At 62.9% G+C, this 20,140-nt stretch carries 25 protein-coding genes; 12 read left to right on the top strand and 13 right to left on the bottom strand.

The features are described from left to right. Window positions 1–85: 85 nt before the first annotated feature. Window positions 86–1,042: a D-2-hydroxyacid dehydrogenase gene (locus tag RHIZ70P_RS08085; protein WP_115669865.1), complete on the bottom strand. Its 957-nt coding sequence runs from the start codon at window positions 1,040–1,042 to the stop codon at window positions 86–88. A 179-nt stretch (window positions 1,043–1,221) separates the two neighbouring features. Continuing rightward, entirely contained in the window at window positions 1,222–1,419 is a 198-nt protein-coding gene (locus RHIZ70P_RS08080) for a CsbD family protein (protein ID WP_115669864.1), read from the bottom strand. Between the two features lie 349 nt (window positions 1,420–1,768). Here RHIZ70P_RS08080 and RHIZ70P_RS08075 point away from each other — a divergent pair, with 349 nt between their 5' ends. Together RHIZ70P_RS08075 and RHIZ70P_RS08070 are read left to right on the top strand one after the other, a co-directional pair. Next, window positions 1,769–2,137 carry a DUF883 family protein gene (locus tag RHIZ70P_RS08075; RefSeq protein ID WP_115669863.1) on the top strand — a complete coding sequence of 123 codons (369 nt, stop codon included), beginning with the start codon at window positions 1,769–1,771 and terminating at the stop codon, window positions 2,135–2,137. 3 nt (window positions 2,138–2,140) lie between these two features. Beyond that, window positions 2,141–2,587: a hypothetical protein gene (locus tag RHIZ70P_RS08070; protein WP_115669862.1), complete on the top strand. Its 447-nt coding sequence runs from the start codon at window positions 2,141–2,143 to the stop codon at window positions 2,585–2,587. A 96-nt stretch (window positions 2,588–2,683) separates the two neighbouring features. On the opposite strand, the gene RHIZ70P_RS23230 is transcribed toward RHIZ70P_RS08070, so the two are convergent. Further along, window positions 2,684–2,872, bottom strand: coding sequence for a NepR family anti-sigma factor (locus RHIZ70P_RS23230; protein WP_115669861.1), 189 nt, complete (start codon window positions 2,870–2,872; stop codon window positions 2,684–2,686). A 153-nt stretch (window positions 2,873–3,025) separates the two neighbouring features. On the opposite strand from RHIZ70P_RS23230, the gene RHIZ70P_RS08060 reads away from it, so the two are divergent. From RHIZ70P_RS08060 to RHIZ70P_RS08040, 5 genes are all read left to right on the top strand, one after another. Then, window positions 3,026–3,820: a response regulator gene (locus tag RHIZ70P_RS08060; RefSeq protein ID WP_115669860.1), complete on the top strand. Its 795-nt coding sequence runs from the start codon at window positions 3,026–3,028 to the stop codon at window positions 3,818–3,820. A gap of 109 nt (window positions 3,821–3,929) precedes the next feature. After that, window positions 3,930–4,916 carry a sensor histidine kinase gene (locus tag RHIZ70P_RS08055; protein WP_235842176.1) on the top strand — a complete coding sequence of 329 codons (987 nt, stop codon included), beginning with the start codon at window positions 3,930–3,932 and terminating at the stop codon, window positions 4,914–4,916. Window positions 4,917–5,040: 124 nt separating this feature from the next. Then, window positions 5,041–6,099, top strand: a complete 1,059-nt coding sequence (locus RHIZ70P_RS08050; RefSeq protein ID WP_115669858.1) for a zinc-binding metallopeptidase family protein — start codon at window positions 5,041–5,043, stop codon at window positions 6,097–6,099. Window positions 6,100–6,189: 90 nt separating this feature from the next. Further along, complete coding sequence (locus RHIZ70P_RS08045) at window positions 6,190–6,537, top strand: hypothetical protein (RefSeq protein ID WP_181903974.1); 348 nt, start codon at window positions 6,190–6,192, stop codon at window positions 6,535–6,537. Then, window positions 6,538–6,723 carry a hypothetical protein gene (locus RHIZ70P_RS08040; protein ID WP_115669857.1) on the top strand — a complete coding sequence of 62 codons (186 nt, stop codon included), beginning with the start codon at window positions 6,538–6,540 and terminating at the stop codon, window positions 6,721–6,723. A gap of 165 nt (window positions 6,724–6,888) precedes the next feature. Here the strand turns inward: RHIZ70P_RS08040 and RHIZ70P_RS08035 are convergent, their stop codons facing one another. Continuing rightward, window positions 6,889–7,056 carry a DUF1328 domain-containing protein gene (locus tag RHIZ70P_RS08035; RefSeq protein ID WP_028738513.1) on the bottom strand — a complete coding sequence of 56 codons (168 nt, stop codon included), beginning with the start codon at window positions 7,054–7,056 and terminating at the stop codon, window positions 6,889–6,891. Between the two features lie 246 nt (window positions 7,057–7,302). Between RHIZ70P_RS08035 and RHIZ70P_RS08030 the strand changes: the two genes are divergently transcribed. After that, window positions 7,303–7,461: a NepR family anti-sigma factor gene (locus RHIZ70P_RS08030; protein WP_235842175.1), complete on the top strand. Its 159-nt coding sequence runs from the start codon at window positions 7,303–7,305 to the stop codon at window positions 7,459–7,461. Next, entirely contained in the window at window positions 7,461–8,027 is a 567-nt protein-coding gene (locus tag RHIZ70P_RS08025; protein WP_115669855.1) for an RNA polymerase sigma factor, read from the top strand. Before RHIZ70P_RS08030 ends, RHIZ70P_RS08025 begins: the two co-directional genes overlap by 1 nt. Before the next feature lie 3 nt (window positions 8,028–8,030). Here RHIZ70P_RS08025 and RHIZ70P_RS08020 read toward each other — a convergent pair whose 3' ends face one another. Further along, window positions 8,031–8,399 carry a hypothetical protein gene (locus RHIZ70P_RS08020; protein ID WP_115669854.1) on the bottom strand — a complete coding sequence of 123 codons (369 nt, stop codon included), beginning with the start codon at window positions 8,397–8,399 and terminating at the stop codon, window positions 8,031–8,033. A 121-nt stretch (window positions 8,400–8,520) separates the two neighbouring features. On the opposite strand from RHIZ70P_RS08020, the gene RHIZ70P_RS08015 reads away from it, so the two are divergent. Continuing rightward, on the top strand, window positions 8,521–9,276 hold the full coding sequence (locus RHIZ70P_RS08015; RefSeq protein ID WP_115669853.1) for a Crp/Fnr family transcriptional regulator: 756 nt from the start codon (window positions 8,521–8,523) through the stop codon (window positions 9,274–9,276). A 98-nt stretch (window positions 9,277–9,374) separates the two neighbouring features. Here RHIZ70P_RS08015 and RHIZ70P_RS08010 read toward each other — a convergent pair whose 3' ends face one another. Further along, window positions 9,375–9,539 (bottom strand): DUF1328 domain-containing protein, encoded by a 165-nt coding sequence (locus RHIZ70P_RS08010; RefSeq protein WP_115669981.1) that lies wholly within the window; start codon window positions 9,537–9,539, stop codon window positions 9,375–9,377. 248 nt (window positions 9,540–9,787) lie between these two features. Between RHIZ70P_RS08010 and RHIZ70P_RS08005 the strand changes: the two genes are divergently transcribed. Both RHIZ70P_RS08005 and RHIZ70P_RS08000 read left to right on the top strand, forming a co-directional pair. Beyond that, the gene (locus tag RHIZ70P_RS08005) at window positions 9,788–11,359 is read left to right on the top strand and encodes a Re/Si-specific NAD(P)(+) transhydrogenase subunit alpha (protein WP_115669980.1); all 1,572 of its coding nucleotides are present in this window, start codon (window positions 9,788–9,790) and stop codon (window positions 11,357–11,359) included. Between the two features lie 16 nt (window positions 11,360–11,375). Next, window positions 11,376–12,821, top strand: coding sequence for an NAD(P)(+) transhydrogenase (Re/Si-specific) subunit beta (locus tag RHIZ70P_RS08000; protein ID WP_115669852.1), 1,446 nt, complete (start codon window positions 11,376–11,378; stop codon window positions 12,819–12,821). A gap of 144 nt (window positions 12,822–12,965) precedes the next feature. Here the strand turns inward: RHIZ70P_RS08000 and RHIZ70P_RS07995 are convergent, their stop codons facing one another. From RHIZ70P_RS07995 to RHIZ70P_RS07965, 7 genes are all read right to left on the bottom strand, one after another. Then, the gene (locus tag RHIZ70P_RS07995; protein WP_147293974.1) at window positions 12,966–13,652 is read right to left on the bottom strand and encodes a hypothetical protein; all 687 of its coding nucleotides are present in this window, start codon (window positions 13,650–13,652) and stop codon (window positions 12,966–12,968) included. A 64-nt stretch (window positions 13,653–13,716) separates the two neighbouring features. After that, window positions 13,717–14,400 carry a TetR/AcrR family transcriptional regulator gene (locus tag RHIZ70P_RS07990; RefSeq protein WP_115669850.1) on the bottom strand — a complete coding sequence of 228 codons (684 nt, stop codon included), beginning with the start codon at window positions 14,398–14,400 and terminating at the stop codon, window positions 13,717–13,719. 7 nt (window positions 14,401–14,407) lie between these two features. Then, window positions 14,408–16,078, bottom strand: a complete 1,671-nt coding sequence (locus RHIZ70P_RS07985) for an amidohydrolase (RefSeq protein ID WP_115669849.1) — start codon at window positions 16,076–16,078, stop codon at window positions 14,408–14,410. A gap of 35 nt (window positions 16,079–16,113) precedes the next feature. Next, window positions 16,114–17,295, bottom strand: a complete 1,182-nt coding sequence (locus RHIZ70P_RS07980) for a serine hydrolase domain-containing protein (RefSeq protein ID WP_115669848.1) — start codon at window positions 17,293–17,295, stop codon at window positions 16,114–16,116. A 70-nt stretch (window positions 17,296–17,365) separates the two neighbouring features. After that, window positions 17,366–18,400 (bottom strand): extracellular solute-binding protein, encoded by a 1,035-nt coding sequence (locus tag RHIZ70P_RS07975; protein ID WP_115669847.1) that lies wholly within the window; start codon window positions 18,398–18,400, stop codon window positions 17,366–17,368. Between the two features lie 17 nt (window positions 18,401–18,417). Then, window positions 18,418–19,227, bottom strand: coding sequence for an ABC transporter permease (locus tag RHIZ70P_RS07970; RefSeq protein WP_115669846.1), 810 nt, complete (start codon window positions 19,225–19,227; stop codon window positions 18,418–18,420). Then, a complete protein-coding gene (locus tag RHIZ70P_RS07965; protein ID WP_115669845.1) occupies window positions 19,220–20,140 on the bottom strand; it encodes an ABC transporter permease in 921 nt (306 codons plus the stop codon). Before RHIZ70P_RS07965 ends, RHIZ70P_RS07970 begins: the two co-directional genes overlap by 8 nt.

Below are 20,140 nucleotides of genomic sequence, written 5' to 3'. Positions count from 1 at the left end.
GGGCAAACTACAGGTGATGGGGCGGAGGCGGACAGTTCGAGATCGCTTCACGCACGCCTCAAGGTCCGGAGCGATCGTCGGTCCGTCAACCCACCACATTCCTTGGCGTGCCGGCGACGAAGAATTCGATGTTCTCGATCAACTGGTCGGCGAGCGCCTGGATCGCCTCGCGGCTGGCCCAGGCGACGTGCGGGGTGAGGATGACGTTGGGGCGGGTAGCGATGCGCATCATCGGGCTGTCGGCGGCCGGCGGTTCGCCGTCGGTGACGTCGAAGCCGGCAGCGGCGATTTCGCCCTTTTCCAGCGCCTGCTCCAATGCCAGCTCGTCGACCAGTCCGCCGCGGCCGGTGTTGATGAGGATCGGCGTCTTCTCCATCAGGGCGAATTCTCGCGTGCTTATGATGCCGCGGGTTTCGGCATTGAGCGGGCAGTGCAGGGTGAGGACATCGGCTCGGCGCATCACCTCGTCGAACGGCGTCTGGCCGGGTTTGACCTGGTCCGTTCCCTTGCGGCCGGCGATCAGCACCTTCATGCCAAAAGCCTCGGCGATGCGGCCGACGGCCTTTCCGAGCGTGCCGTGGCCGATAATGCCGAGCGTGGAGCCGCCAAGGTCAGCGATCGGGTGGTCGAAGAAGCAGAATTGCGCCGCCTCCTGCCAGCGCCCGTCGAGCACCGATTGGCGATAGGGAACGATCGAGCGGCGAAGCGCCAAAATCAGGGCGAAGGTGTGCTCCGGCACGGTGTGCTTTGCATAGTTGCGGATGTTGGAGACGGTGATGCCGCGCTCTTTGGCGGCGGCGAGGTCGACGATGTCGGTGCCGGTGGCGGCGACCGCGATCATCTTCAGGCGCGGGGCGTGGATCAGGCTTTCACGCCGCAGCGGCACCTTGTTGGAGATGACGATGTCGGCCCTGGCGATCCGTTCGCGGACCTGCTCGGCGGTGGTTCGATCATGAACCACCAGTTCATGCGGAAATCCGGGTGGGCGCAGAATGGTCTCGGGGGAAAGTGTATCGCGGTCGAGAAAGACGATCGTCAACATGGCAGTCGGCACTCCTTGCTCAGGCACGCGCATTAGAAAGAGGGTTCATTACCATGGCAAGGACGGTTCGGCGGCGAAGAGTACGGTCCAACACGCATGCGTTGAGAAGACAGGGTCGGGAAAAGCGGACGCGAAAAAGCCCGGGACGGTGGTCCCGGGCTCGTTGTTCGTGCAATCGTTTAGTGGCGACCGAGCCAGGTGTCGATCTCGCGTTCGGCTTCTTCCTCGGACTTGCCGTAGGCTTCCTGGATCTTGCCGGACAGCTGCTTGCGGTTGCCGGCGATCACGTCCATGTCGTCGCCGGTGATCTTGCCCCACTGTTCCTGGGCCTTGCCCTTGAACTGCTCCCAATTGCCTTCGATCTGGTTCCAATTCATGCCGATCTCCTTCTCGGTTGGTTACGGTAGAGGTCGTTGTCCTCGGCTCAACAACGCGACCGGCGGGGTTAGGTTCCGGTGCTCGAGCCGAAAGATTTTCTCCCCCGCCCGAGATTCCATTCCGTGTAAACTTCACACATGAGAGCGCGTAAGCACGCATGAGAGTGCGTAGAAGGGCGTGGAGCGATGGACTGTCTGAGAGTCGAGGACGCTTGCGCGCTATCGGGGGAAAGCCTAGAAAAATGAGGAACCGATCGACGGTTGAGACGTTTTCAGCACGAGGCAGATCACGCGTACTCATCAGCACCAAGCCGATGACGCGTCCCAAAAGTTCACAAGGAGATTTCTGATGGCGACTGTATCCATGGCGGACAAGGCGAAGGCCAAGGCGGACAACCTGATCGACGAGGCGGAGGTTGCCACCAGCGCAAGCGCCGGCGACGTTCAGGCGGAACTGGAAAACCTGCGTCGCGACATCGCCGCGCTGACCCAGACCGTCGCCTCCTTCGGCACGGGCAAGCTCAAGGAAGCCAGCATCCGGGCCAGCCAGCTCGGTTCCGAAGCCGCCGACGTCTCCGCCCAGTATGTCGAGAGCGCCCGCGACAGCCTTCGGTCGGCCGAACAGGATCTCCAAGCGCAGATCCGCAGCAAGCCGCTGCAGGCGGTCGCGATTGCAGCCGGCGTCGGCTTTCTCGCCGCTCTCCTGAGCCGGCGCTGATCCATGCGGGGATTGCTCCAGCAGATTGTCGTCCTGGCATTGGGCAATGTCTCGACGACCGTGGTCGAGGTCAAGCGCAGGGCGGTCGGCGGGGTAATTGCCAGCCTCTTCTTCCTGACCGCCTATGTGGCCCTGGTGATGGCGCTGGCCTTTTTTGTCGCCTCAGAGGCGGGGCCGATCGCGGCAAGCCTGGTGGTCGCGGGTGCGGCCATGGCTGCGGCGCTCGTGGTTCTCGCGGTGGTCGCCGTGCTCAACCGGCAGACCGAACGCCGCATGCTGGAGCGGCAGGCCGCGATGGCCGCGCGCGGTCCGGATCCGGTCACGGGCCGGTTGATCGCCGAACTGCCCGTCATGATGCGGCACAGCCCGATCGTCACGACGATCATGGTCGGCAGTCTGGTCTACGTGCTGGCGCGTAGCCGGGGTTTTGGACGAGGGCCGCGCGGTTAGCGCCGAACCTATCGCTTTGGGGAGGCCTGGTCTCCCCTCACATCGGCAGCGGGCCGGGGCGCAGGCGGAAGGACGGAACCATGGTGCGGACCGGGTTCAATCCTTTTCGCCGCGCTCCGCTTTGTCGAGGCGCTCGAGAAGATCGAGGAATGCGGGAGGCGTGCCCTCTTCGACGATACTGTCGTAATAGCCGCGCAGCTTTCCGGCGATCATGGCGTTGGCGTCCTTCTTGTTCGACGCGGTGGGCGCAGGCCCCTTGCCCTGATCGGCTTGCTTGTCCGGCATTTTCATCAATCCCCTTTGACCCCTAGGCGCGCATGAAATTAATCTATTAAGTGGGGCAACGGAAAAAAAGTTCCTTACCGGCGGAACTTTTTTTTGGATTGCGCGTTTTCAGCCCAGTCCGCACCCATACTTATATTCAATTGGAGAAACCGCATGTCTCTTACTGCCCGCGTTGCCGCCCATCTGCCCTACCTCCGGCGATACGCTCGAGCCGTCACCGGCTCCCAGACTTCCGGAGACGCCTACGTCGCGGCGACGCTCGAGGCGTTGATCGCCGACCTTTCGATCTTTCCGAAGGGCGCCAATGATCGCGTTTCTCTCTACAAGCTGTTCGTCACGCTGTTTGATTCCACGCATGTGGAAATCCCGGAAATCTCCACTCCGTTCGCCTGGGAAAAGCGCGCCGCCGCCAATCTCGCCAACGTGCCGACGCGGGCGCGCCATGCCTTCCTGCTGATCACGGTGGAAGGGTTCTCGCCGAGCGAGGCAGCCGAGGTTCTCGGCGTGACGGAAGCCGAATTCAATGCCCTGTTCAACGAAGCATCCGCCGAGATCTCGCGCCAGGTGGCGACCGATATCATGATCATCGAGGACGAGCCGCTGATCGCGCTCGACATCGAGCAGATGGTCGAGGATCTCGGTCACCGTGTCACCGGCATCGCCCGTACCCATGCGGAAGCGATCGATCTCTACAAGCGCACGAACCCCAAGATGGTGCTTGCCGACATCCAGCTCGCTGACGGCAGCTCGGGTATCGATGCGGTGAACGACATCCTCAAGGTCGATACCGTTCCGGTTATCTTCATCACGGCCTTCCCCGAGCGACTGCTGACCGGTGAGCGACCGGAACCCGCCTTCCTCGTTACCAAGCCCTTCAACCCCGATATGGTGAAGGCCTTGATCAGCCAGGCGCTGTTCTTCAACGAGCGGGTCGCCGAAAGCGCCTGACGGGCTCAAGGAGGCCAGCGGATGCTCCACGCGGACGGGGGCACCAGAGCCCCGGTGAGGCTCACAGCAGTTTGCCGAACAGCGGCGGAGTGAAAAATTGGTACATCGATTGACATGGTTTGAACCTGAGCGCGGCGACGACAAGTTGCGCGAGTTCCTAATCACCGCGCTGATCGACATGAGTGCCAGCCTGTGCCTTCAGGACAGCGAGGGCCGGTACATCTGCATCACTACTCTGCCCGCGCGTTGGTCGCTGAAGTCGGGGGTAACGCCCAGCGACGAGGCGATCTTCGGGGCGGATATCGGCGCCCGCCTGAAGGAAATGAAAGCCGGGCTGGCAAAGCCCGGCGATCACGCCGAACTCGAGATCGAGGCAGGGGACGACACCTTCTTCGAATTCCGTTGTCGCATGATTGCAATGGCCGATCAGGAGGTCAGCCTGATGACTATTGTCATCGACCGCACCGAGGACCGGCGGCGGGAGCGGTTGCTGAGGGCCCTGCTGCGCGAGGTCAGCCATCGCTCGAAGAACCTGCTTGCGATCATCCAGAGCATCGCATCGCAGACTGCGCGCTATTCCGGGACGCTCGAGACCTTCCTCACGAAGTTCCGCGGCCGGCTGCATGCCTTGTCGCAATCCCAGGACCTGATCACCGATTCGAGCTGGCGCGGGGCCTATTTCCGCGACCTGCTCAAGCAGCAGGTCGATCGCTACGTTCAGGAGAACGCCGACCTGGTGAAGGTTTCGGGAGAGGACGTTCTGTTGACCCCGAACGCCTCGCTGCACATCGGGCTTGCACTGCACGAACTCGTGGTCAACGCGGTCAGCCACGGCGATTTCCTGTCGCGCCGCCGGCGGATCGAGGTCAGTTGCGAACGGATCGAGACCGATGCAGGGCCGCAGATCCGCGTTCTGTGGGTCGAACCCGTGGGAAGCCTCGACAGCGAGGCGTTGAAGGCGGCAAGGACGGCCCGGTTCGGCAGCACCGTCCTGGAAAGGGTCGTTCCGTCCTCGGTCAACGGCCAGGCGAGGCACAGTCTGGAAAAGGACCAGGTCCGTTACGAACTCACTTTCCCGCAGGAAAGCTACGAATAGGCGACGCTGCGTCGGAACGATTTTCGATGCGAGTGATTGTAAGCCCGCCGGGTAATGCCACGCTTCGTTATGTGCGAGCCGTCCAAAATCCGGACCCTTCGTCTCACCGTCACGGGGAACTCGCATGCGTCTGTTCCACTGCTCCAACTGCACCAACGTCGTCCACTTCGACAATGACGGGTGCGTCAGCTGCGGACTGCGGCTCGGATATCGTCCCGGCCGGTTCGACATGATCGCCCTTCAACAGGATGGCGATGCCTTCTTCGAACCGTCCGATCGCCAGACCCCGCTCAATCCCTGCGCCAATGCCGGTATCGGCGCCTGCAACTGGCTGGTCGAGGACGAGCATCCATCGGGCTTCTGCATGGCCTGCCGGCACAATCTGACGATTCCCGATCTGTCGACCCCGGAGAACAGCGAGAACTGGCAGAGGATCGAACTGGCAAAGCGCCATCTGTTCTATTCGCTGATGCGCTTCGGGCTGCCGCTGGTCACCCGCATCGAAGATCCGGAGAACGGCCTGGGCTTCGAGTTTCTCGCCGACGACAGCAGCGCCGGCTCGACGGTCCTGACCGGTCACGCCAATGGCCTTATCACCCTCAACGTCGCCGAAGCCTCCGATGCGGAGCGCGAGGCGCGACGCGTTTCGCTTGGCGAACCGTTCCGCACGCTGGTCGGCCACTTCCGCCACGAGGTCGGCCACTACTACTGGGACCGGCTGGTGCGTGACCGGGGTAAGCAGGAGACGTTCCGCGCCGTGTTCGGCGACGAAAGCCAGGACTATGGCGCGGCCCTCCAGCATCACTATGCCGAGGGACCGGCACCAGGCTGGGAACAGTCCTTTGTCAGTGCCTATGCGGCGAGCCACCCCTGGGAGGACTTTGCCGAAACCTGGGCGCATTACTTCCACATCGTCGATGCGTTGGATACGGCGGATGCCTTCGGCCTGCGGACCCGTCCGGAGACCGATGCGCCGGAACTGGCGCTGACGACGACATTCGACAGCTATCGGGCCGTCGATGCCCGCGTCCTGGTCGACGCCTGGGTCCCGCTCACCATCGCCATCAACAGCATCAACCGCAGCATGGGCCAGCGCGACCTTTACCCGTTCGTGCTGTCCGCGCCGGTGATGGGCAAGCTGCAATACATCCACGAACTGATCCACGCCGCACCCGCGGCCTGACGGCCGGAGCGGCAGGAGCCGGACGCAGGGGGGGGGCGGCGGAACCATTAACCCCTTGCGACGTTAACCTTTCAACCAAGGAGAACGTCGATGAATACGCTTGCTGCCCTCATGATTCTGGTGGCGTGCCATCCCGAGCAGACAACGTGCCTCGAAGAGCCGGTCGCAGTCATCTCCTATGACACGAGTGCCGATTGTCGTGCGGCGCTTCCGCGCGAAATGGACAAGGCGCGCCAATTGGCCGGCCTGATCTACGGCGATTGCGTTCCGGTCAACGCCGAACTGCTGGCGGGTCGGCAGATCCGTCAGACGATCGATCCGGTCAAATTGTCCGCACTCGACGGTCGGGCGGGCGAAACCGTGCAGGCCAAGGCGTTTTCCGCCGATGCGGCGCGCCCGGGCCGGACGGCGTTCGATCTGTATGAAGGGAATAAGTAAATGCCCGAGAGCCTGAGCGACAGGGATCGGCGGATCGACGGCCAGACGCGGGATATGGCCCAGGAAGCCAAACTCGACAGCGATCTGGAAAGCATGGTTCCGCCGCGCTGGCGCGGCTCGACGGTTATTGTCGTTCTTCTGATCGTGGCGACACTGGTCGCCATGCTTGCGTCGATCCTGTTCTGACGGCCACGCCGCCACCTTCCAAAGCCTTTGATCCTGATCTCCGCCGCAACGGCGGATTTTTTGTATGCGCGGCAGGCCATGAGCTGGGGGGGCAGGAAACGGCCAAATGGAAAGAGCCGGGCGGCGCCGGCTCTTTCCATGCGTAGAGGGGAGCGTCACGTCTGCTCAGGCGCGGCGGCGGAACAGCTGCGAAACGAGCGAGATCAGGAACAGGACGATGAAGACGAGGAAGAGGATCTTGGCGATACCGGCAGATGCGCCGGCAATGCCGCCGAAGCCGAGGACACCGGCGATCAGCGCGACGACGAGGAAGACGAGAGCGTAGTAAAGCATGGCGGTTCTCCTTTTTCGATGGCAGAAGAACGGCGCTGCGCTTAAATTGTTCCCCGACGATTAATCATCTTGTTTCAGCCGGTCTTCAGAAGCTGGTCCGCCGGGAAAAAGGGGCTGGTCAAATTGCGATAAACATTACGGAACCTTCTGGCTTTCCAATCGTTTTGTCGCCACGATAGTCATAACCCCCGTTGGATAAGCATGACCAATTCCCAAAACGACAGACCAGCCGAAGAAAGACAGGAAATGGCTGGCGTGACCCCCGGCATTGCCGAGAAATTGCGCCAGTTCTATCGCGCCGTGCAGGACGAAGCGATTCCCGACCGCTTCCTCAGCCTGCTGGAAAAGCTCGATCAGGCGGAAAAGAACGCCGATCAGACCACCCGCGTCAAGGATTCCGCCTAATGACCGTTGATGCCAACTCCGTCGACCGCTCGTTCAAGCGAGATCTGCTGGCAGCACTGCCGAACCTGCGTGCCTTTGCCGTTTCGTTGACCGGGCGCCATCACGCCGCCGACGATCTGGTGCAGGATACAATCATGAAGGCGTGGGCCAAGCAGGATCATTTCGAGCCCGGCACCAACATGAAGGCCTGGCTGTTCACCATTCTGCGCAATGAATTCTACTCGCAGATGCGCAAACGTGGCCGTGAGGTTTCCGACACCGACGGCATCTTCACCTCGCAGCTTTCGACCCACCCGCAACAGTATGGCTCCCTCGACCTCCAGGATTTCAAGCGCGCGCTCGACCAACTGCCGAGCGATCAGCGCGAAGCCATCATCCTGGTCGGCGCCTCGGGTTTCGCCTACGAAGAGGCGGCCGAGATCTGCGGCTGCGCCGTGGGCACGATCAAGAGCCGCATCAACCGGGCGCGCAACAAGCTGCAGGAAATCCTCGGCGTGAGCGGCGAAGGCGATTACGGGCCCGATGCCCACAGTTCGGCGGTGACCAAACGGGCCTTTGCCGTCTGACGCTCAGGTGGACATGCGCGCCGTCGCCGACCGCACGGCGCGTATCAATTCCTCGGCCTGGATCGGCTTTGCCACCGACGGAAAAGCCACACTGCCGGGCGCCTCCACCAGGGGATGGTCATAGGACGACAGGAAGATCAGCGCCGCGCCGGTCTGGGTCACCTGACGAGCACGGTCGCGATTGAGGGCCTCTGTCGGGGCCTTGTCCAAAAAGACGAGGTCGAACTCGCCTTCGCGGAGCTGGTCTTTCAGACGGACCAGCGGCACGATCGCAACGGTGCAGTCCAGGGCGTCGACAAGGATCTGCTCGACTTCCATCGCGATCAGGTATTGGTTCTCCGCGACGAGAACGCGCAGCGACGGGTTGTGCATGGCGTTTCCTTTTTTGCCAAAGTGCCTTATCGGCATTCAAGCGCAGGACGTCATTTAAATAAGACATGTGGCACAGTGGCTGCTACGCCATCGTGACGGCGTCGAGACAAGAGGACAGTGCATGGCAAGCGACTTTCGCAAGACCCCGGTGCGTGTCAGCTGTTTCGAATGTCCCTTGCGCCAGAAGAAGCACTTTCGCCCCTTCAGTGCAGACGAGCTTAACTTCGTGTCGCATTTCAAGCGCGGTGAACTGAACGCCGATGCCGGGTCGACCGTGATCGTCGAAGGCTCTCACAGCGCCCATCTTTATACATTACTGGAAGGTTGGGCATTTCGCTACAAAATCCTAGAGGACGGACGGCGGCAGATCCTCAACTACGTCGTTCCGGGCGACATGGTCGGTTTGCAGGGAGCGGTCATGGCCGAGATGCAGCATTCCGTCGAGGCCCTGACGCCGGTAACCCTGTGCGTCTTCGAGCGCAAACGCTTGTTCCAATTGTTCGAGAAGCATTCCGGCCTCGCCTTCGACCTGACATGGCTGGCAGCGCGCGAGGAGAGCATTCTCGACGAGCACTTGCTGAGCGTCGGTCGGCGCACTGCGACAGAGCGGGCGGCCTATCTGCTGGCTTTCCTGTTCGAGCGAGGTCGCAACGCCGGCCTTCTCGACGAGGAGCGTCGCCATGTGCCGGTGACACAGATGCACGTCGCCGATACGCTCGGCCTGTCGATCGTCCACACCAACAAGACGTTGCGGAAGCTGAGCGAGCGCGGTCTCATCCAGTGGCTCGACCGGGGCTGCGAGGTGCTCGATCCGGAAGGCCTGCAAAACGTGGCGAACTGGAATCCCGGAGAACCGAAGGTCCGTCCGCTGATCTGACAATCGATGCCCTGGCAACAAGCCAGATGCGCTGCCGAATGCGAAAAAACCGCCAGTCGCGAGACCGGCGGTTTTTTCGTTCAATGGCTTCGCTCACATCATGCGACGACGATAATGCCTGCAAACAGGGCGATGATGAAGATCACCAGCACGACGAAAATGAGAATTTTGGCTATTCCCGCAGAAGCGCCGGCAACACCGCGAAAGCCGAGAAGGCTGGCGACGGCGGCGATCGCCAGGAAGATCAGGATCCATTGCAGCATGATGCTCTCCGTTCGTTTTTTGACCGTCGGATAAACCTGCCGGAGACGATATTGTTCCATGTAGGAGGTGCGGTGAGCGTGCGGCGGCTGTCGCACCGACCGGCATTTGCGAATTATCCGTTGACGGAGCCGGGTCATCCGCGCGAAACCCTCACATGAGGGGGAAACTGGGCTGGACAGCGACGTCGCATTCTGCTCGTTTTCATGCCGAAATTGTTCGACTTTAGCCTGATGCGAGGGAGATGGGTTTGAAGATCGGTTCGCCACGGGAGCTGTTTGCGGGAGAGGCACGCGTTGCCATGACCCCCGACAGCGCGATCCAGCTGAAGAAGCTGGGCTATGACTGCATGATCGAAAGCGGGGCGGGCAAGGCCGCCGGCTTTTCCGACGACGCCTACCGCGCCGTCGGCGTCGAGGTTGTCGAGGGCGCCGAGGCGCTCTATGCCGGCGCCGACGTGATCGCCAAGGTGCGTCCGCCGGAGACGGTGGAAGTGGAACGCCTGTCGTCCGGCAAGACGCTGGTTTCCTTCTTCTACCCGGCCCAGAACAAGGAGCTTCTGGAACGCGCCAGGGACAAGGGCGCCAATGTCATCGCCATGGACATGGTGCCGCGTATTTCCCGTGCCCAGAAGATGGACGCGCTGTCTTCGATGGCCAATATCGCCGGCTATCGCGCCGTGATCGAGGCCGGTAATAATTTCGGCCGGTTCTTCACCGGCCAGGTGACGGCGGCCGGCAAGGTTCCGCCGGCCAAGGTGCTGGTCATCGGCGCCGGCGTCGCCGGCTTGGCCGCGATCGGCACGGCGACCTCGCTCGGCGCCATCACCTATGCCTTCGACGTGCGCCCGGAAGTCGCAGAGCAGATCGAGTCGATGGGCGCCCAGTTCGTCTATCTCGAATTCGAGGCGACGCAGGATGGTGCGGCGACCGGTGGCTATGCCGCACCGTCCTCGCCGGAATTCCGCGAAAAGCAGCTGGCCAAGTTCCGCGAATTGGCACCGGAGATCGACATCGTCATCACCACGGCACTGATCCCCGGCCGTGACGCGCCGAAGCTGTGGCTCGCCGACATGGTGGCTTCGATGAAGCCCGGCTCGGTGGTCGTCGACCTTGCCGCCGAACGCGGCGGCAATTGCGACCTGACGGTGCCCGACCAGAAGATCGTCTCGGAAAACGGCGTCACCATCATCGGCTATACCGACTTCCCGAGCCGCATGGCGGCCCAGGCATCGACGCTCTATTCGACCAACATCCGCCACATGATGACGGACCTGACGCCAGCCAAGGACGGCATGATCGTCCACAACATGGAAGACGACGTCATCCGCGGCGCGACGGTCACCAAGGACGGCGAGATCACCTATCCGCCACCGCCGCCGAAGATCCAGGCGATCGCGGCTGCCAAGCCGAAGGAAAAGGTCAAGGAACTTTCGCCCGAGGAAAAGCGGGCCAAGGAAGTCGCGGCCTTCAAGGCGCAGACCCGCAGCCAGGTCGGCCTTCTGGTGATCGGCGGCTTGCTGATGGCCCTGGTCGGGGCCTATGCGCCGGCCGAGTTCATGAGCCATTTCATCGTCTTCGTGCTTGCCTGCTTCATCGGCTTCTCGGTGATCTGGAACGTCAGCCACTCGCTGCACACGCCGCTGATGGCCGTGACCAACGCGATCTCCGGCATCGTCATCCTTGGCGCATTGCTGCAGATCGGTTCCGGCAACTGGCTGGTCGTCATCCTCGCTTCGCTTTCGGTGCTGATCGCCACGATCAACATCGTCGGCGGATTCCTCGTCACCCGGCGCATGCTCGCCATGTTCCAGAAGTCCTGAGGGGAGAGGATCAATCATGACGATCGGTATCGTTTCGGCCGCCTACATCGCAGCCGCTGTTCTCTTCATCCTCTCGCTCGGCGGGCTTTCCGGCCAGGAAAGCGCCAAGCGCGCCGTCTGGTATGGCATTGTCGGCATGGCGCTTGCCGTCGCCGCCACGGTCTTCGGGCCGGGAGTCGGCAACTGGTTCATCATCCTGGTAATGATCGCCGGCGGCTCGATCATGGGCTATTACGTCGCTGCCCGCGTGCAGATGACGGAAATGCCGCAGCTTGTCGCCGCACTGCACTCCTTCGTCGGCCTGGCCGCCGTGTTCATCGGCTATAATGCCGAGATCGAACTCGGCCGGGTGGCCGGGATGGACGAGGCGGCGCGCCATGCTCTGACCGGCTTTGCCGCCGTTCTGGCCCACAAGCTCGCCGATCCCACCGGGGCTCTGGTGGCGATCCTCAAGGTCGAGGTCTTCCTCGGCGTGTTCATCGGCGCGGTCACCTTCACCGGCTCCGTCGTCGCCTTCGGCAAGCTGGCCGGCAAGGTCGACGGCAAGGCCAAGAAACTGCCGGGCGGGCACATGCTCAACGCCGGCGCGGCGATCGCCTCGCTCGTGCTGCTGGTGATGTACTTCAACGGCGCCGGCATCTGGACCCTGATCCTGATGACGCTTCTCGCCTTCTTCATCGGCTATCACCTGATCATGGGCATCGGCGGCGCCGACATGCCGGTGGTGGTGTCGATGCTGAACAGCTATTCCGGCTGGGCGGCCGCGGCGATCGGCTTCACGCTGGGCAACGATCTTCTGATCGTCACCGGCGCGCTGGTCGGCTCCTCGGGTGCGATCCTCTCCTACATCATGTGCAAGGCGATGAACCGCTCCTTCATCTCGGTCATCCTCGGCGGCTTCGGCGGCACGACGGGTCCGGCGATGGAGATCGAGGGCGAGCAGGTGGCGATCGACGCCGAGAGCGTGGCTGCCGCGCTCAACGAAGCCGACAGCGTCATCATCGTGCCGGGCTACGGCATGGCGGTCGCACAGGCCCAGCAGGCGGTCTCCGAACTCACCCGCAAGCTGCGCGCTTCGGGCAAGACCGTGCGCTTCGCCATCCATCCGGTGGCGGGCCGTCTTCCGGGCCACATGAACGTGCTCCTGGCCGAGGCCAAGGTGCCTTACGACATCGTTCTGGAAATGGACGAGATCAACGAGGACTTCCCCTCGACCGACGTGGCCATCGTCATTGGCTCGAACGACATCGTCAATCCGGCGGCGCAGGAAGACCCGAACTCGCCGATCGCCGGCATGCCGGTTCTCGAAGTGTGGAAGGCCAAGCAGGTCTTCGTCTCCAAGCGCGGCCAGGGCACCGGCTATTCCGGCATCGAGAACCCGCTGTTCTACAAGGAGAACACCCGGATGTTCTACGGTGACGCCAAGAAGTCGGTGAGCGAATTGCTGCCGATGATCAAGTAAGGTCGCACGCGGGTGTGCATCAGAGAGGCCGGGCGGAGACGCCCGGCCTTTTCGTTTGGCTCGCGACCGAGACGCAGGCTGAACCCGATCTCCCCCTTGAGGGGGAGCTCGTTCACGGCCGGCCTCGGGCGCCGCCGCTGAGGATCAGAGCCGGGGCGCTACCACGTAGCCGGCTCGGAGTACGGCGATCAGCGTGGGTGGCGTCAGGACGGACACCTCGGCCCTGCCTGTCAAGGCTGTCGGATCCCCATAGCCCGCGTGGCCCCACGCATAGGCGTTCCCTTGCCAGAGCAGGAGCGGTGTCCGCGGTGCGGCATCCTGGGTGAAGAAGGCGCCGTCGGGCAGGTCGGCGAGCGCGGCCCGGCAGAGGCGCTTGGTCCCGCCGTCCAGACGTTCCCGATGCAGGAGGACGTCGATCTCGCGGGCGGGAACGAACTGGTCGTCCGGGCGGTGCGTCGCGCGGTTGAAATGCAGCTTGAAGCGAAGGAAATCGGCGCGGAGGCATTCGGCGCAGGGGCGATGGCCGGCGGCGAAGGCAACCGCCTCGTCGAGGAAGAACAGCGGCGTATAGTGGCCCTTGGTGTCGAAGATGACGCGGCGGCCGTTTTTTTCAGTAAGCGAGCAGCAGATCCAGGCCTTGCCGGCGTGGTGTCTGGTGATCGTGCCGTCAGGGGCATGGAGATCGCCGCGATTGCCCATCAGCGTTCCACGGGCCGACGTGGCTTCCATATGGCCGAAGGGCGTCACGCGGTTGCGGCGGGGAGGGCGTTGGCTTGCTTGAGCGGCATGGGCGGTTTGAGCAGTTCGGTCGGTTTGAATGGTTGGGGGCATGGCGTCGCCCTGCTGGCTGTGGACTTCTATGGCATCCTAGCATGGCCGCGGTCGGGACGCGCGTTCAGCCTGCGGCAAGCCTGGCTTCGGCCTGCAACCGCCGCACGAGGTCCTGGGTGGCGATGATGAGAGTTTCCACACCCTCATTGGTGTCGCCGTCGTTGTGCAGGGCGAAGTTCTGCAGGATCAGGCCGTCGATGCCGATCAGCATGAAGCGGGCGACGGCCGTGCCGATCTGTTTCTTGTCTTCGCTGATCTCGCCCATGCCGTCGAAGATCAGCTTGCTGTAGAAGTCGATATAGGCGTTGTACTGGCGCGCCGCGAGCCAGTCCGCGCCCTGGGTTCTCAGCGCATAGAGCGTCAGTTCCGTCTGGGCGAGTTGCTTGTTGCGGGTGCGCTGGACATAGCGCCACATCGAGCGGATGACGGTCTCGATGCGCTCTTGCGGATCATGCGAGGCGGGGATGTCCGCCTGATAGGCTTCCGCCATGTCGGCGATCAGGTCTTCCAGCACGGCCAGCAGGAGGCTTTCCTTGTTGTCGAAATAATAGTGCAGCGTGGCGAGCCTGACGCCGGCGCTGGCGGCGATCTTGCGGGTGGTCAGCGCCTCCATGCCGCCGTTCTCCAAAGCCTCCAACGCACCCTTGATGATGCGGGCCCGCGTCTCGGTCCCCTTGCGGGTGGCGCCCGGTATCTTGCCCGGATGGGAGGTGCCGTGAAGGCTCGATGGTCGGCGTGGCTCGTCCATGGTGCGGTCAGGGGGCCTCGTGGGTTATACGGCCGTCGCAGATGGTAATGCGCGGGCGGACATCGGCGACCCGGTCGGGTGCGGCCGCCTCGATGTCTTGCGACAAAACGACGATGTCGGCGAGGAAGCCGGGCTTCAGCTTGCCCTTGCGGTCTTCCATGAACTCGACCCAGGCGCCCTCGGCCGTATAGGCATAGAGCGATTCCTGAAGTGTCATGCGCTGGTCCGGATCGCCCTTGCGCCACGGCTTGCGGGTCAGCGCGTTCTGGATGCATTCAAACGGCGAGACCGGCGAGATCGGCCAGTCGGTGGCGAACACCATGCGGGCACCCGCGTCCTTCAGCGTCCGCCAGGCATAGGCATATTTCCAGCGGTCCTCGCCGAGCCGCGTGACGGTCGGCTCCAGCGGGAAGCAGGAGCCGCCGGGAACATGGACCGGCTGCATGGAGGCGACGACGCCGAGTTCCTTGAAGCGCGGGATGTCGTCGGGATGAATGATTTCTATATGCTCGATGCGGTGGCGGCTGTCGCGTTTGCCGTTGGCCTTGATTGCCGCCTCGTAGCCATCCAGCGTCTGGCGCACGGCCGCGCTGCCGATCGCATGTACGGCAACCTGCAGCCCGAGGCTGTCGGCCTTCGTCGCCACCGCGTCGAAGGCTTCGGCCGTGAACAGCGGTTCGCAGTCGTAGTCGGGACGGTCACCATAGCCGTCCAGCATGTAGGCGGTCTGGCTGTCGATGACGCCGTCCATGAAGACCTTGACGAAATCGCCACGGACCATGTCGGAGGCGAAGCGCTTTTTCCACTGCGCCGCCTTGTTGAGCATGGAAAGATCCATGAAGTTCTTCATGTGGAAGGGGATGCGGATGCGCACCGGCAGTTCGCCGGCGGCCTCCAGGTCGGCCATCAGCTCCAGCTGGTAGAGATTGCCGTCGAAGTTTTGCAGCGAGGTGAGGCCTTCCGAGGCGCAGTATTCGAGGCCGCGCTTGAGGATGGCGCGGTCGACGGCGCGCTGCTCGGGGGTGAGGTTTTCCGGGTCGCCGCCGGTGGCGATGCCAAGACCTTCGCGACCGCCGGTCGAGGCGAGGCGCGCGACCGGCGTGATGGCATTGGTCTCGCGCAGTTCGCCGGTCGCCAGTCCGTCCTCGCCCATCACCACCTCATTGCCGATGCCGACGTCGCGGCCGTGCAGCAGGTCGGCGAGCTTGAGCGCGGCGGTATTGGCCCACGCGGTATGGTGGTCCGGCGCGTACATCATGAAGGGGCGGTCCGGCAGGATGGCGTCGAGATGGTGACGCGTTGTCGGGCCAAGTTCGCCGAGGATGCCGTAATCGGCGGAATAGGCGAGCAGCACCGGTTCGTCGGGGTTGTTCGCGGCATAGTCGAGGATGGCGCTCTTCATCGCCTCGAAGCCGTGCACTGCGTGCAGGTTCAACTGAACCAGCGACAGCGAGCCCATGAAGATGTGCATGTGGGCTTCGTTGAAGCCCGGCATCACGGTGGCGCTCTTTGCGTCGATCACCCGTGTCGAGCCGCCGGCCAGCGCCATGACCTCGTCATTGCCGCCGACCGCGAGGATGCGGTTGCCGACAATGGCGACGGCTTCGGCTTTCGGCGCCGTCTCGTCCATGGTCAGGACGCGGGCGTTGCGGATGATGAGGTCTGCGGTCTGCGACATGTCGTGGGTCCCGGAAAAAATAGAGAGGTGACGGTTCAGGCGCTGATGCGGCTCAGCGCGCGGAAAAAGGCGAAATTGTCCTGCTTGAGTTCGTCGTCGAGCGGGTTTGGCTGAGACGACAGCTTGACGATCACCGTTTCGGTCGACGGGTCGACATAGAGCCACTGGCCGTGGATGCCGATGGCGCAGAAGGCGCCGTCGGGCTCGCCCGTCTGGTACCACTTGCTGCGGTAGCGGCCGTTCGGCAGCATGGTCGGCTGGCTCGCGGCCCAGGCCTTCGGATCGCCGGCGGTCTGCATGTCCTCGACCCAGGCTGTGGGCACCACCTGGCGGCCGTTGGCACTACCGCCGTCGAGCAGCATCTGGCCGACGCGGGCAAGGTCGCGGGCGGTGACGCAGACGCCGCCGGCCGAACGCGCCGTGCCTGCGCCATCGACGCTGACCAGTGCGTGGTTCTTCGCGCCGAGTGGCTTCCACAGGAGATCGGAAAACAGGTCGACATAACGGCGGCCGGTGGCACGCTCGATCAGGATGCCGAGCAGGTCGGAATTGGGCGAGGCGTAGAAGAAGGGACCGCCATGGGGACGGTCGGCCTTCTGGATCGTCATCAGGAATTCGATGAGCGTCTCGACCGGGGCGCCGGCTTCCGACGGGTTCCACAATGTCGAGCGGCGGTAGCGGGCAAAGGCGCCGTTCTTGTCGAGATAGGCCTCGTCGAAATCGAGACTGACGCGCATGTCGAGCACGTCGCGATAGCTGCAATCGCCATAGGCCGAGCCTTTGGCCTCGGGGATCAGGCTGACCACCGGGCAATCCGGATCGATAACGCCCTGTCCTTCGAGGACGGCGGATACCAGCGCGGTCAGCGATTTGCTGATGGAAAAGACGATGTGGCGCGCGTTGACATGGGCATGCGGCGCATAATGTTCGGCGACGATCCGGCCGCCCTTCATCAGGACGAAGGCGTCGGTGTGGGCATAGTCGAGGAAGGCACGGGCATTTGTCGTGCCGGCAAGCCCGGTTTCGAGGGGAGTGTCGAGCAGCGGCGAGGAGGAAAGGGCCGCTTCCGGCTCCTCGGCTGCGGCGCGGATTTCCGCGGTCGGAACCATTTCGCGCAGGTTCTGGAACGACCAGCGGCTATAGGGGGCGGTGCGCCAGTTGGCGATCGTCACGTCGCGGCGCGCGAAGCCGTGGGCTTTCTCGAATTCGGTTGTCATTGGCATATTCCCTTGGAACGGGAGAGCCCGTGAGGCTCCCCCGTCGTCATGCAGGTTCGGATCTGGCCGGTTACTTCTGAATCTCGGTCCAGATCTTGGTGTAGATTTCCTGGACTTCCGGCTTGCAGGCGAGGTTGAACTTGCCGGCGGCCTTGGCCGATTCCGGGATGTTCACTTCCGGAGCGGTTTTCATGTCTTCCGGCATGAAAGCTTCCGAACCCTTGATGCCGTTGGCATAGCGGGCGAAGGCGGAGATCAGGGCGGCGTTTTCCGGGGCCATGATGAAGTTCAGGAACAGCTTGGCGTTCTCGACATTCTTGGCATCCTTGAGGATCGAGGCATTGTCCATCCAGATCGGATAGCCTTCCTTCGGGTAGCCGTAGACGATGTTGGGGTTGGCCAGGCGGCCGCGGAAGGTCGCGCCGTTCCAGTCGACGGAAGCGGCAAGGTCGCCCTTGGTGTATTTCTCGACCGTACCGTAATCCATCGAGATCCATTTCGGCTTGGCGGCCGCCAGCAGGTCGCGGACCTTCTTCAACACTTCCATGTCGCCGGTGCAGGGTTCGCCCCCGGCATAGCTGATCGCCAGGTGCATGACGTCCGACATTTCGGGCACGACATTGACCTTGCCGACCAGTTCTGCCGGTGGGTCGAGGAAGATCGCCGAGGTGTTCGGATCGCCTGAATAGACCGACTTGTCGACGGCGACGCCGGTCGTGCCCCACTGCCACGGAACGGAGTAATGGCGGCCCGGATCGAAGGGAACATCAACCCATTTGGGGTCCATGTTCTTGAAGTTTTCCATCTGGTCGGGGCGCGATTCGAGTAGCAGTCCCTCGCCGATGAAGACCGGCATGGCCGAGGCCGAGGGCACGACGATGTCGAAGCCGTGACCACCCTGGCGGATCTTGGCGAGCGCGGTGTCGTTGGAATCGTAGTCGGTCAGGGTTACCTTGACCTTGTACTGTTCCTCGAACTTCTTGATCAGTTCGGGATTGGTGTAATTGCCCCAGTTGAAGATGTTCAGTTCGCCTTCGGCATGGGCGAAGGCGCACGACGCCAGCAGGGCTGCGGCTGCGGTTGCGAGTCTCAAGGTCTTTTTCATGGTTCCCACTCCTGTTTCTACTCGGTTTTCTCGTTGGATCTGCTGAGGAAGAAGAAGATCGTGACAACCGCCAGCGACAGCAGCAGAAAGACTGTCGAGATGGCATTCATCTCCGGCGTGATGGCGCGGCGCAGCTGGCCGAGCATGTAGGTCGGGAGCGTGTCCTGACCGCCGGATTTCACGAATTCGGTGATCACCACGTCGTCGAGCGAGATGACGAAGGCCAGCATCAGGCCGGCAAGGATGCCGGGCCACAGCAGCGGCAGGGTGACATGGCGGAAAACCTTGAACGGCGTCGCGTAAAGGTCGGCCGCGGCGCGCTCCAGCGCCAGGTCCATGCTCTCCAGGCGGGCGCGGATCGGCAGGTAGGCGAAGGGGATGCAGAAGGCCGTGTGGGCCAGGATCAGATAGCCGAGGCCGGAATAGCCGGTCCAGACCTTGACGCGCGAGAAGAAGATCAACAGCGCAACGGCGGTGACGATTTCCGGCACCATCAGCGGCATGTTGAGGAAGGAATATTTGAAGGTCAGGCCGCGATAGGCGGCGGTTCGGGTCGTGGCAATGGCCGCGAGGGTGGCCACCGCCGTTGCGATCACGGCGGCGACGGCGGCAATCTTCACCGAGCGGATCGAGGCTTCGATGACCTGCTGGTTATTCCATGCGGCGGCGAACCAGCGCAGCGAGAAACCCTCCCAGAGCGCGATCGAGGTGCCGGAGTTGAAGGCGAAGACGACCAGGGTGGCGATCGGCAGGTAGAGGATGAAGAAGCACAGCATGGCGATCGTGGCGAAGCCCGTCTGCGTGCGGATGTTGAAACCCTTATGCATGGCCGCCTCCGGTCTTTCCGGCATTCTTCACATAGTAGAGCATGGCGGCCAGCACGATGATCACCAGGGTAATCGACAGCGCGGCGCCGAGCGGCCAGTTGCGACCCTGGCCGAACTGCAGCTCGATCAGGTTGCCGATCATCAGGTTCTTGCCGCCGCCGAGGATGCGCGGGATCACGTAGGACGACAGCGCCGGAATGAAGACCAGGATCGAGCCGGCAATGATGCCGGGCTTGACCAGCGGAATGATGATGCGGCGCAGCACCTGGAAACGGGTGGCATAGAGATCGTAGCCGGCCTCGACCAGGCGGAAGTCGAGCTTCTCCATGCTGGCATAGAGCGGCAGCACCATCAGCGGCAGGTGGACATAGGCCATGCCGAGCAGGATGGCGAAATCGGTGTAGAGCATCTGGATCGGCGCTGAGATGACGCCGAGCTTAATCAGGATGGTGTTGGCGAGCCCCTCGTTGCGGATCACCTCCTGAATGGCGAAGGCGCGGATCAGCATATTGGTCCAGAAGGGGATGGTGATCAGGAAAAGCCAGACCGAGCGGATGTGGGGCGGTCGGCTGGCGATGAAATAGGCCGTGGGGAAGCCGAAGACCAGCGAAATGATGGTGGTCGCGACGGCCAGCTTGATCGAGCGCCAGAGGATCGAGACATGGGCGTCGGCGATCGAGATCGTGCCGTCAAAGATGTCGCGCGACAGGAAAACGTTGAACCAGGCCTCCGTCGAGAATTCCCATTTCACGTCGCCATAGGGCCCTGGCGCGAGGAAGGAATAGATCAGCACGATCAGCAGCGGGCCGACGCTGGCCAGTGCAATGAGGAGCAGGGCCGGGGCGCTGAGCAGCCAGCGATCGCGGATGTCCTTGGCTTTTGCCGCGGAGGCGGCTTCGGCGGCGGTGCTCAT

Origin of the sequence: Paenirhizobium selenitireducens ATCC BAA-1503 (genome assembly GCF_900492185.1) — a bacterium.
Taxonomy (GTDB): domain Bacteria; phylum Pseudomonadota; class Alphaproteobacteria; order Rhizobiales; family Rhizobiaceae; genus Allorhizobium; species Allorhizobium selenitireducens_A.
The sequence above is the reverse complement of the archived record's forward strand: the minus strand, read 5'-3'. Positions and strand labels throughout refer to the sequence as shown.

Excerpts from the sequence above, each read along its gene's own strand:
- RHIZ70P_RS08085 (WP_115669865.1), bottom strand. The coding sequence starts at position 1,042 with ATGTTGACGATCGTCTTTCTCGACCGCGATACACTTTCCCCCGAGACC.
- RHIZ70P_RS08080 (WP_115669864.1), bottom strand. The coding sequence starts at position 1,419 with ATGAATTGGAACCAGATCGAAGGCAATTGGGAGCAGTTCAAGGGCAAG.
- RHIZ70P_RS08075 (WP_115669863.1), top strand. The coding sequence starts at position 1,769 with ATGGCGACTGTATCCATGGCGGACAAGGCGAAGGCCAAGGCGGACAAC.
- RHIZ70P_RS08070 (WP_115669862.1), top strand. The coding sequence starts at position 2,141 with ATGCGGGGATTGCTCCAGCAGATTGTCGTCCTGGCATTGGGCAATGTC.
- RHIZ70P_RS23230 (WP_115669861.1), bottom strand. The coding sequence starts at position 2,872 with ATGCCGGACAAGCAAGCCGATCAGGGCAAGGGGCCTGCGCCCACCGCG.
- RHIZ70P_RS08060 (WP_115669860.1), top strand. The coding sequence starts at position 3,026 with ATGTCTCTTACTGCCCGCGTTGCCGCCCATCTGCCCTACCTCCGGCGA.
- RHIZ70P_RS08050 (WP_115669858.1), top strand. The coding sequence starts at position 5,041 with ATGCGTCTGTTCCACTGCTCCAACTGCACCAACGTCGTCCACTTCGAC.
- RHIZ70P_RS08045 (WP_181903974.1), top strand. The coding sequence starts at position 6,190 with ATGAATACGCTTGCTGCCCTCATGATTCTGGTGGCGTGCCATCCCGAG.
- RHIZ70P_RS08040 (WP_115669857.1), top strand. The coding sequence starts at position 6,538 with ATGCCCGAGAGCCTGAGCGACAGGGATCGGCGGATCGACGGCCAGACG.
- RHIZ70P_RS08035 (WP_028738513.1), bottom strand. The coding sequence starts at position 7,056 with ATGCTTTACTACGCTCTCGTCTTCCTCGTCGTCGCGCTGATCGCCGGT.
- RHIZ70P_RS08030 (WP_235842175.1), top strand. The coding sequence starts at position 7,303 with ATGGCTGGCGTGACCCCCGGCATTGCCGAGAAATTGCGCCAGTTCTAT.
- RHIZ70P_RS08025 (WP_115669855.1), top strand. The coding sequence starts at position 7,461 with ATGACCGTTGATGCCAACTCCGTCGACCGCTCGTTCAAGCGAGATCTG.
- RHIZ70P_RS08020 (WP_115669854.1), bottom strand. The coding sequence starts at position 8,399 with ATGCACAACCCGTCGCTGCGCGTTCTCGTCGCGGAGAACCAATACCTG.
- RHIZ70P_RS08015 (WP_115669853.1), top strand. The coding sequence starts at position 8,521 with ATGGCAAGCGACTTTCGCAAGACCCCGGTGCGTGTCAGCTGTTTCGAA.
- RHIZ70P_RS08010 (WP_115669981.1), bottom strand. The coding sequence starts at position 9,539 with ATGCTGCAATGGATCCTGATCTTCCTGGCGATCGCCGCCGTCGCCAGC.
- RHIZ70P_RS08000 (WP_115669852.1), top strand. The coding sequence starts at position 11,376 with ATGACGATCGGTATCGTTTCGGCCGCCTACATCGCAGCCGCTGTTCTC.
- RHIZ70P_RS07995 (WP_147293974.1), bottom strand. The coding sequence starts at position 13,652 with ATGCCCCCAACCATTCAAACCGACCGAACTGCTCAAACCGCCCATGCC.
- RHIZ70P_RS07990 (WP_115669850.1), bottom strand. The coding sequence starts at position 14,400 with ATGGACGAGCCACGCCGACCATCGAGCCTTCACGGCACCTCCCATCCG.
- RHIZ70P_RS07985 (WP_115669849.1), bottom strand. The coding sequence starts at position 16,078 with ATGTCGCAGACCGCAGACCTCATCATCCGCAACGCCCGCGTCCTGACC.
- RHIZ70P_RS07980 (WP_115669848.1), bottom strand. The coding sequence starts at position 17,295 with ATGACAACCGAATTCGAGAAAGCCCACGGCTTCGCGCGCCGCGACGTG.
- RHIZ70P_RS07975 (WP_115669847.1), bottom strand. The coding sequence starts at position 18,400 with ATGAAAAAGACCTTGAGACTCGCAACCGCAGCCGCAGCCCTGCTGGCG.
- RHIZ70P_RS07970 (WP_115669846.1), bottom strand. The coding sequence starts at position 19,227 with ATGCATAAGGGTTTCAACATCCGCACGCAGACGGGCTTCGCCACGATC.
- RHIZ70P_RS07965 (WP_115669845.1), bottom strand. The coding sequence starts at position 20,140 with ATGAGCACCGCCGCCGAAGCCGCCTCCGCGGCAAAAGCCAAGGACATC.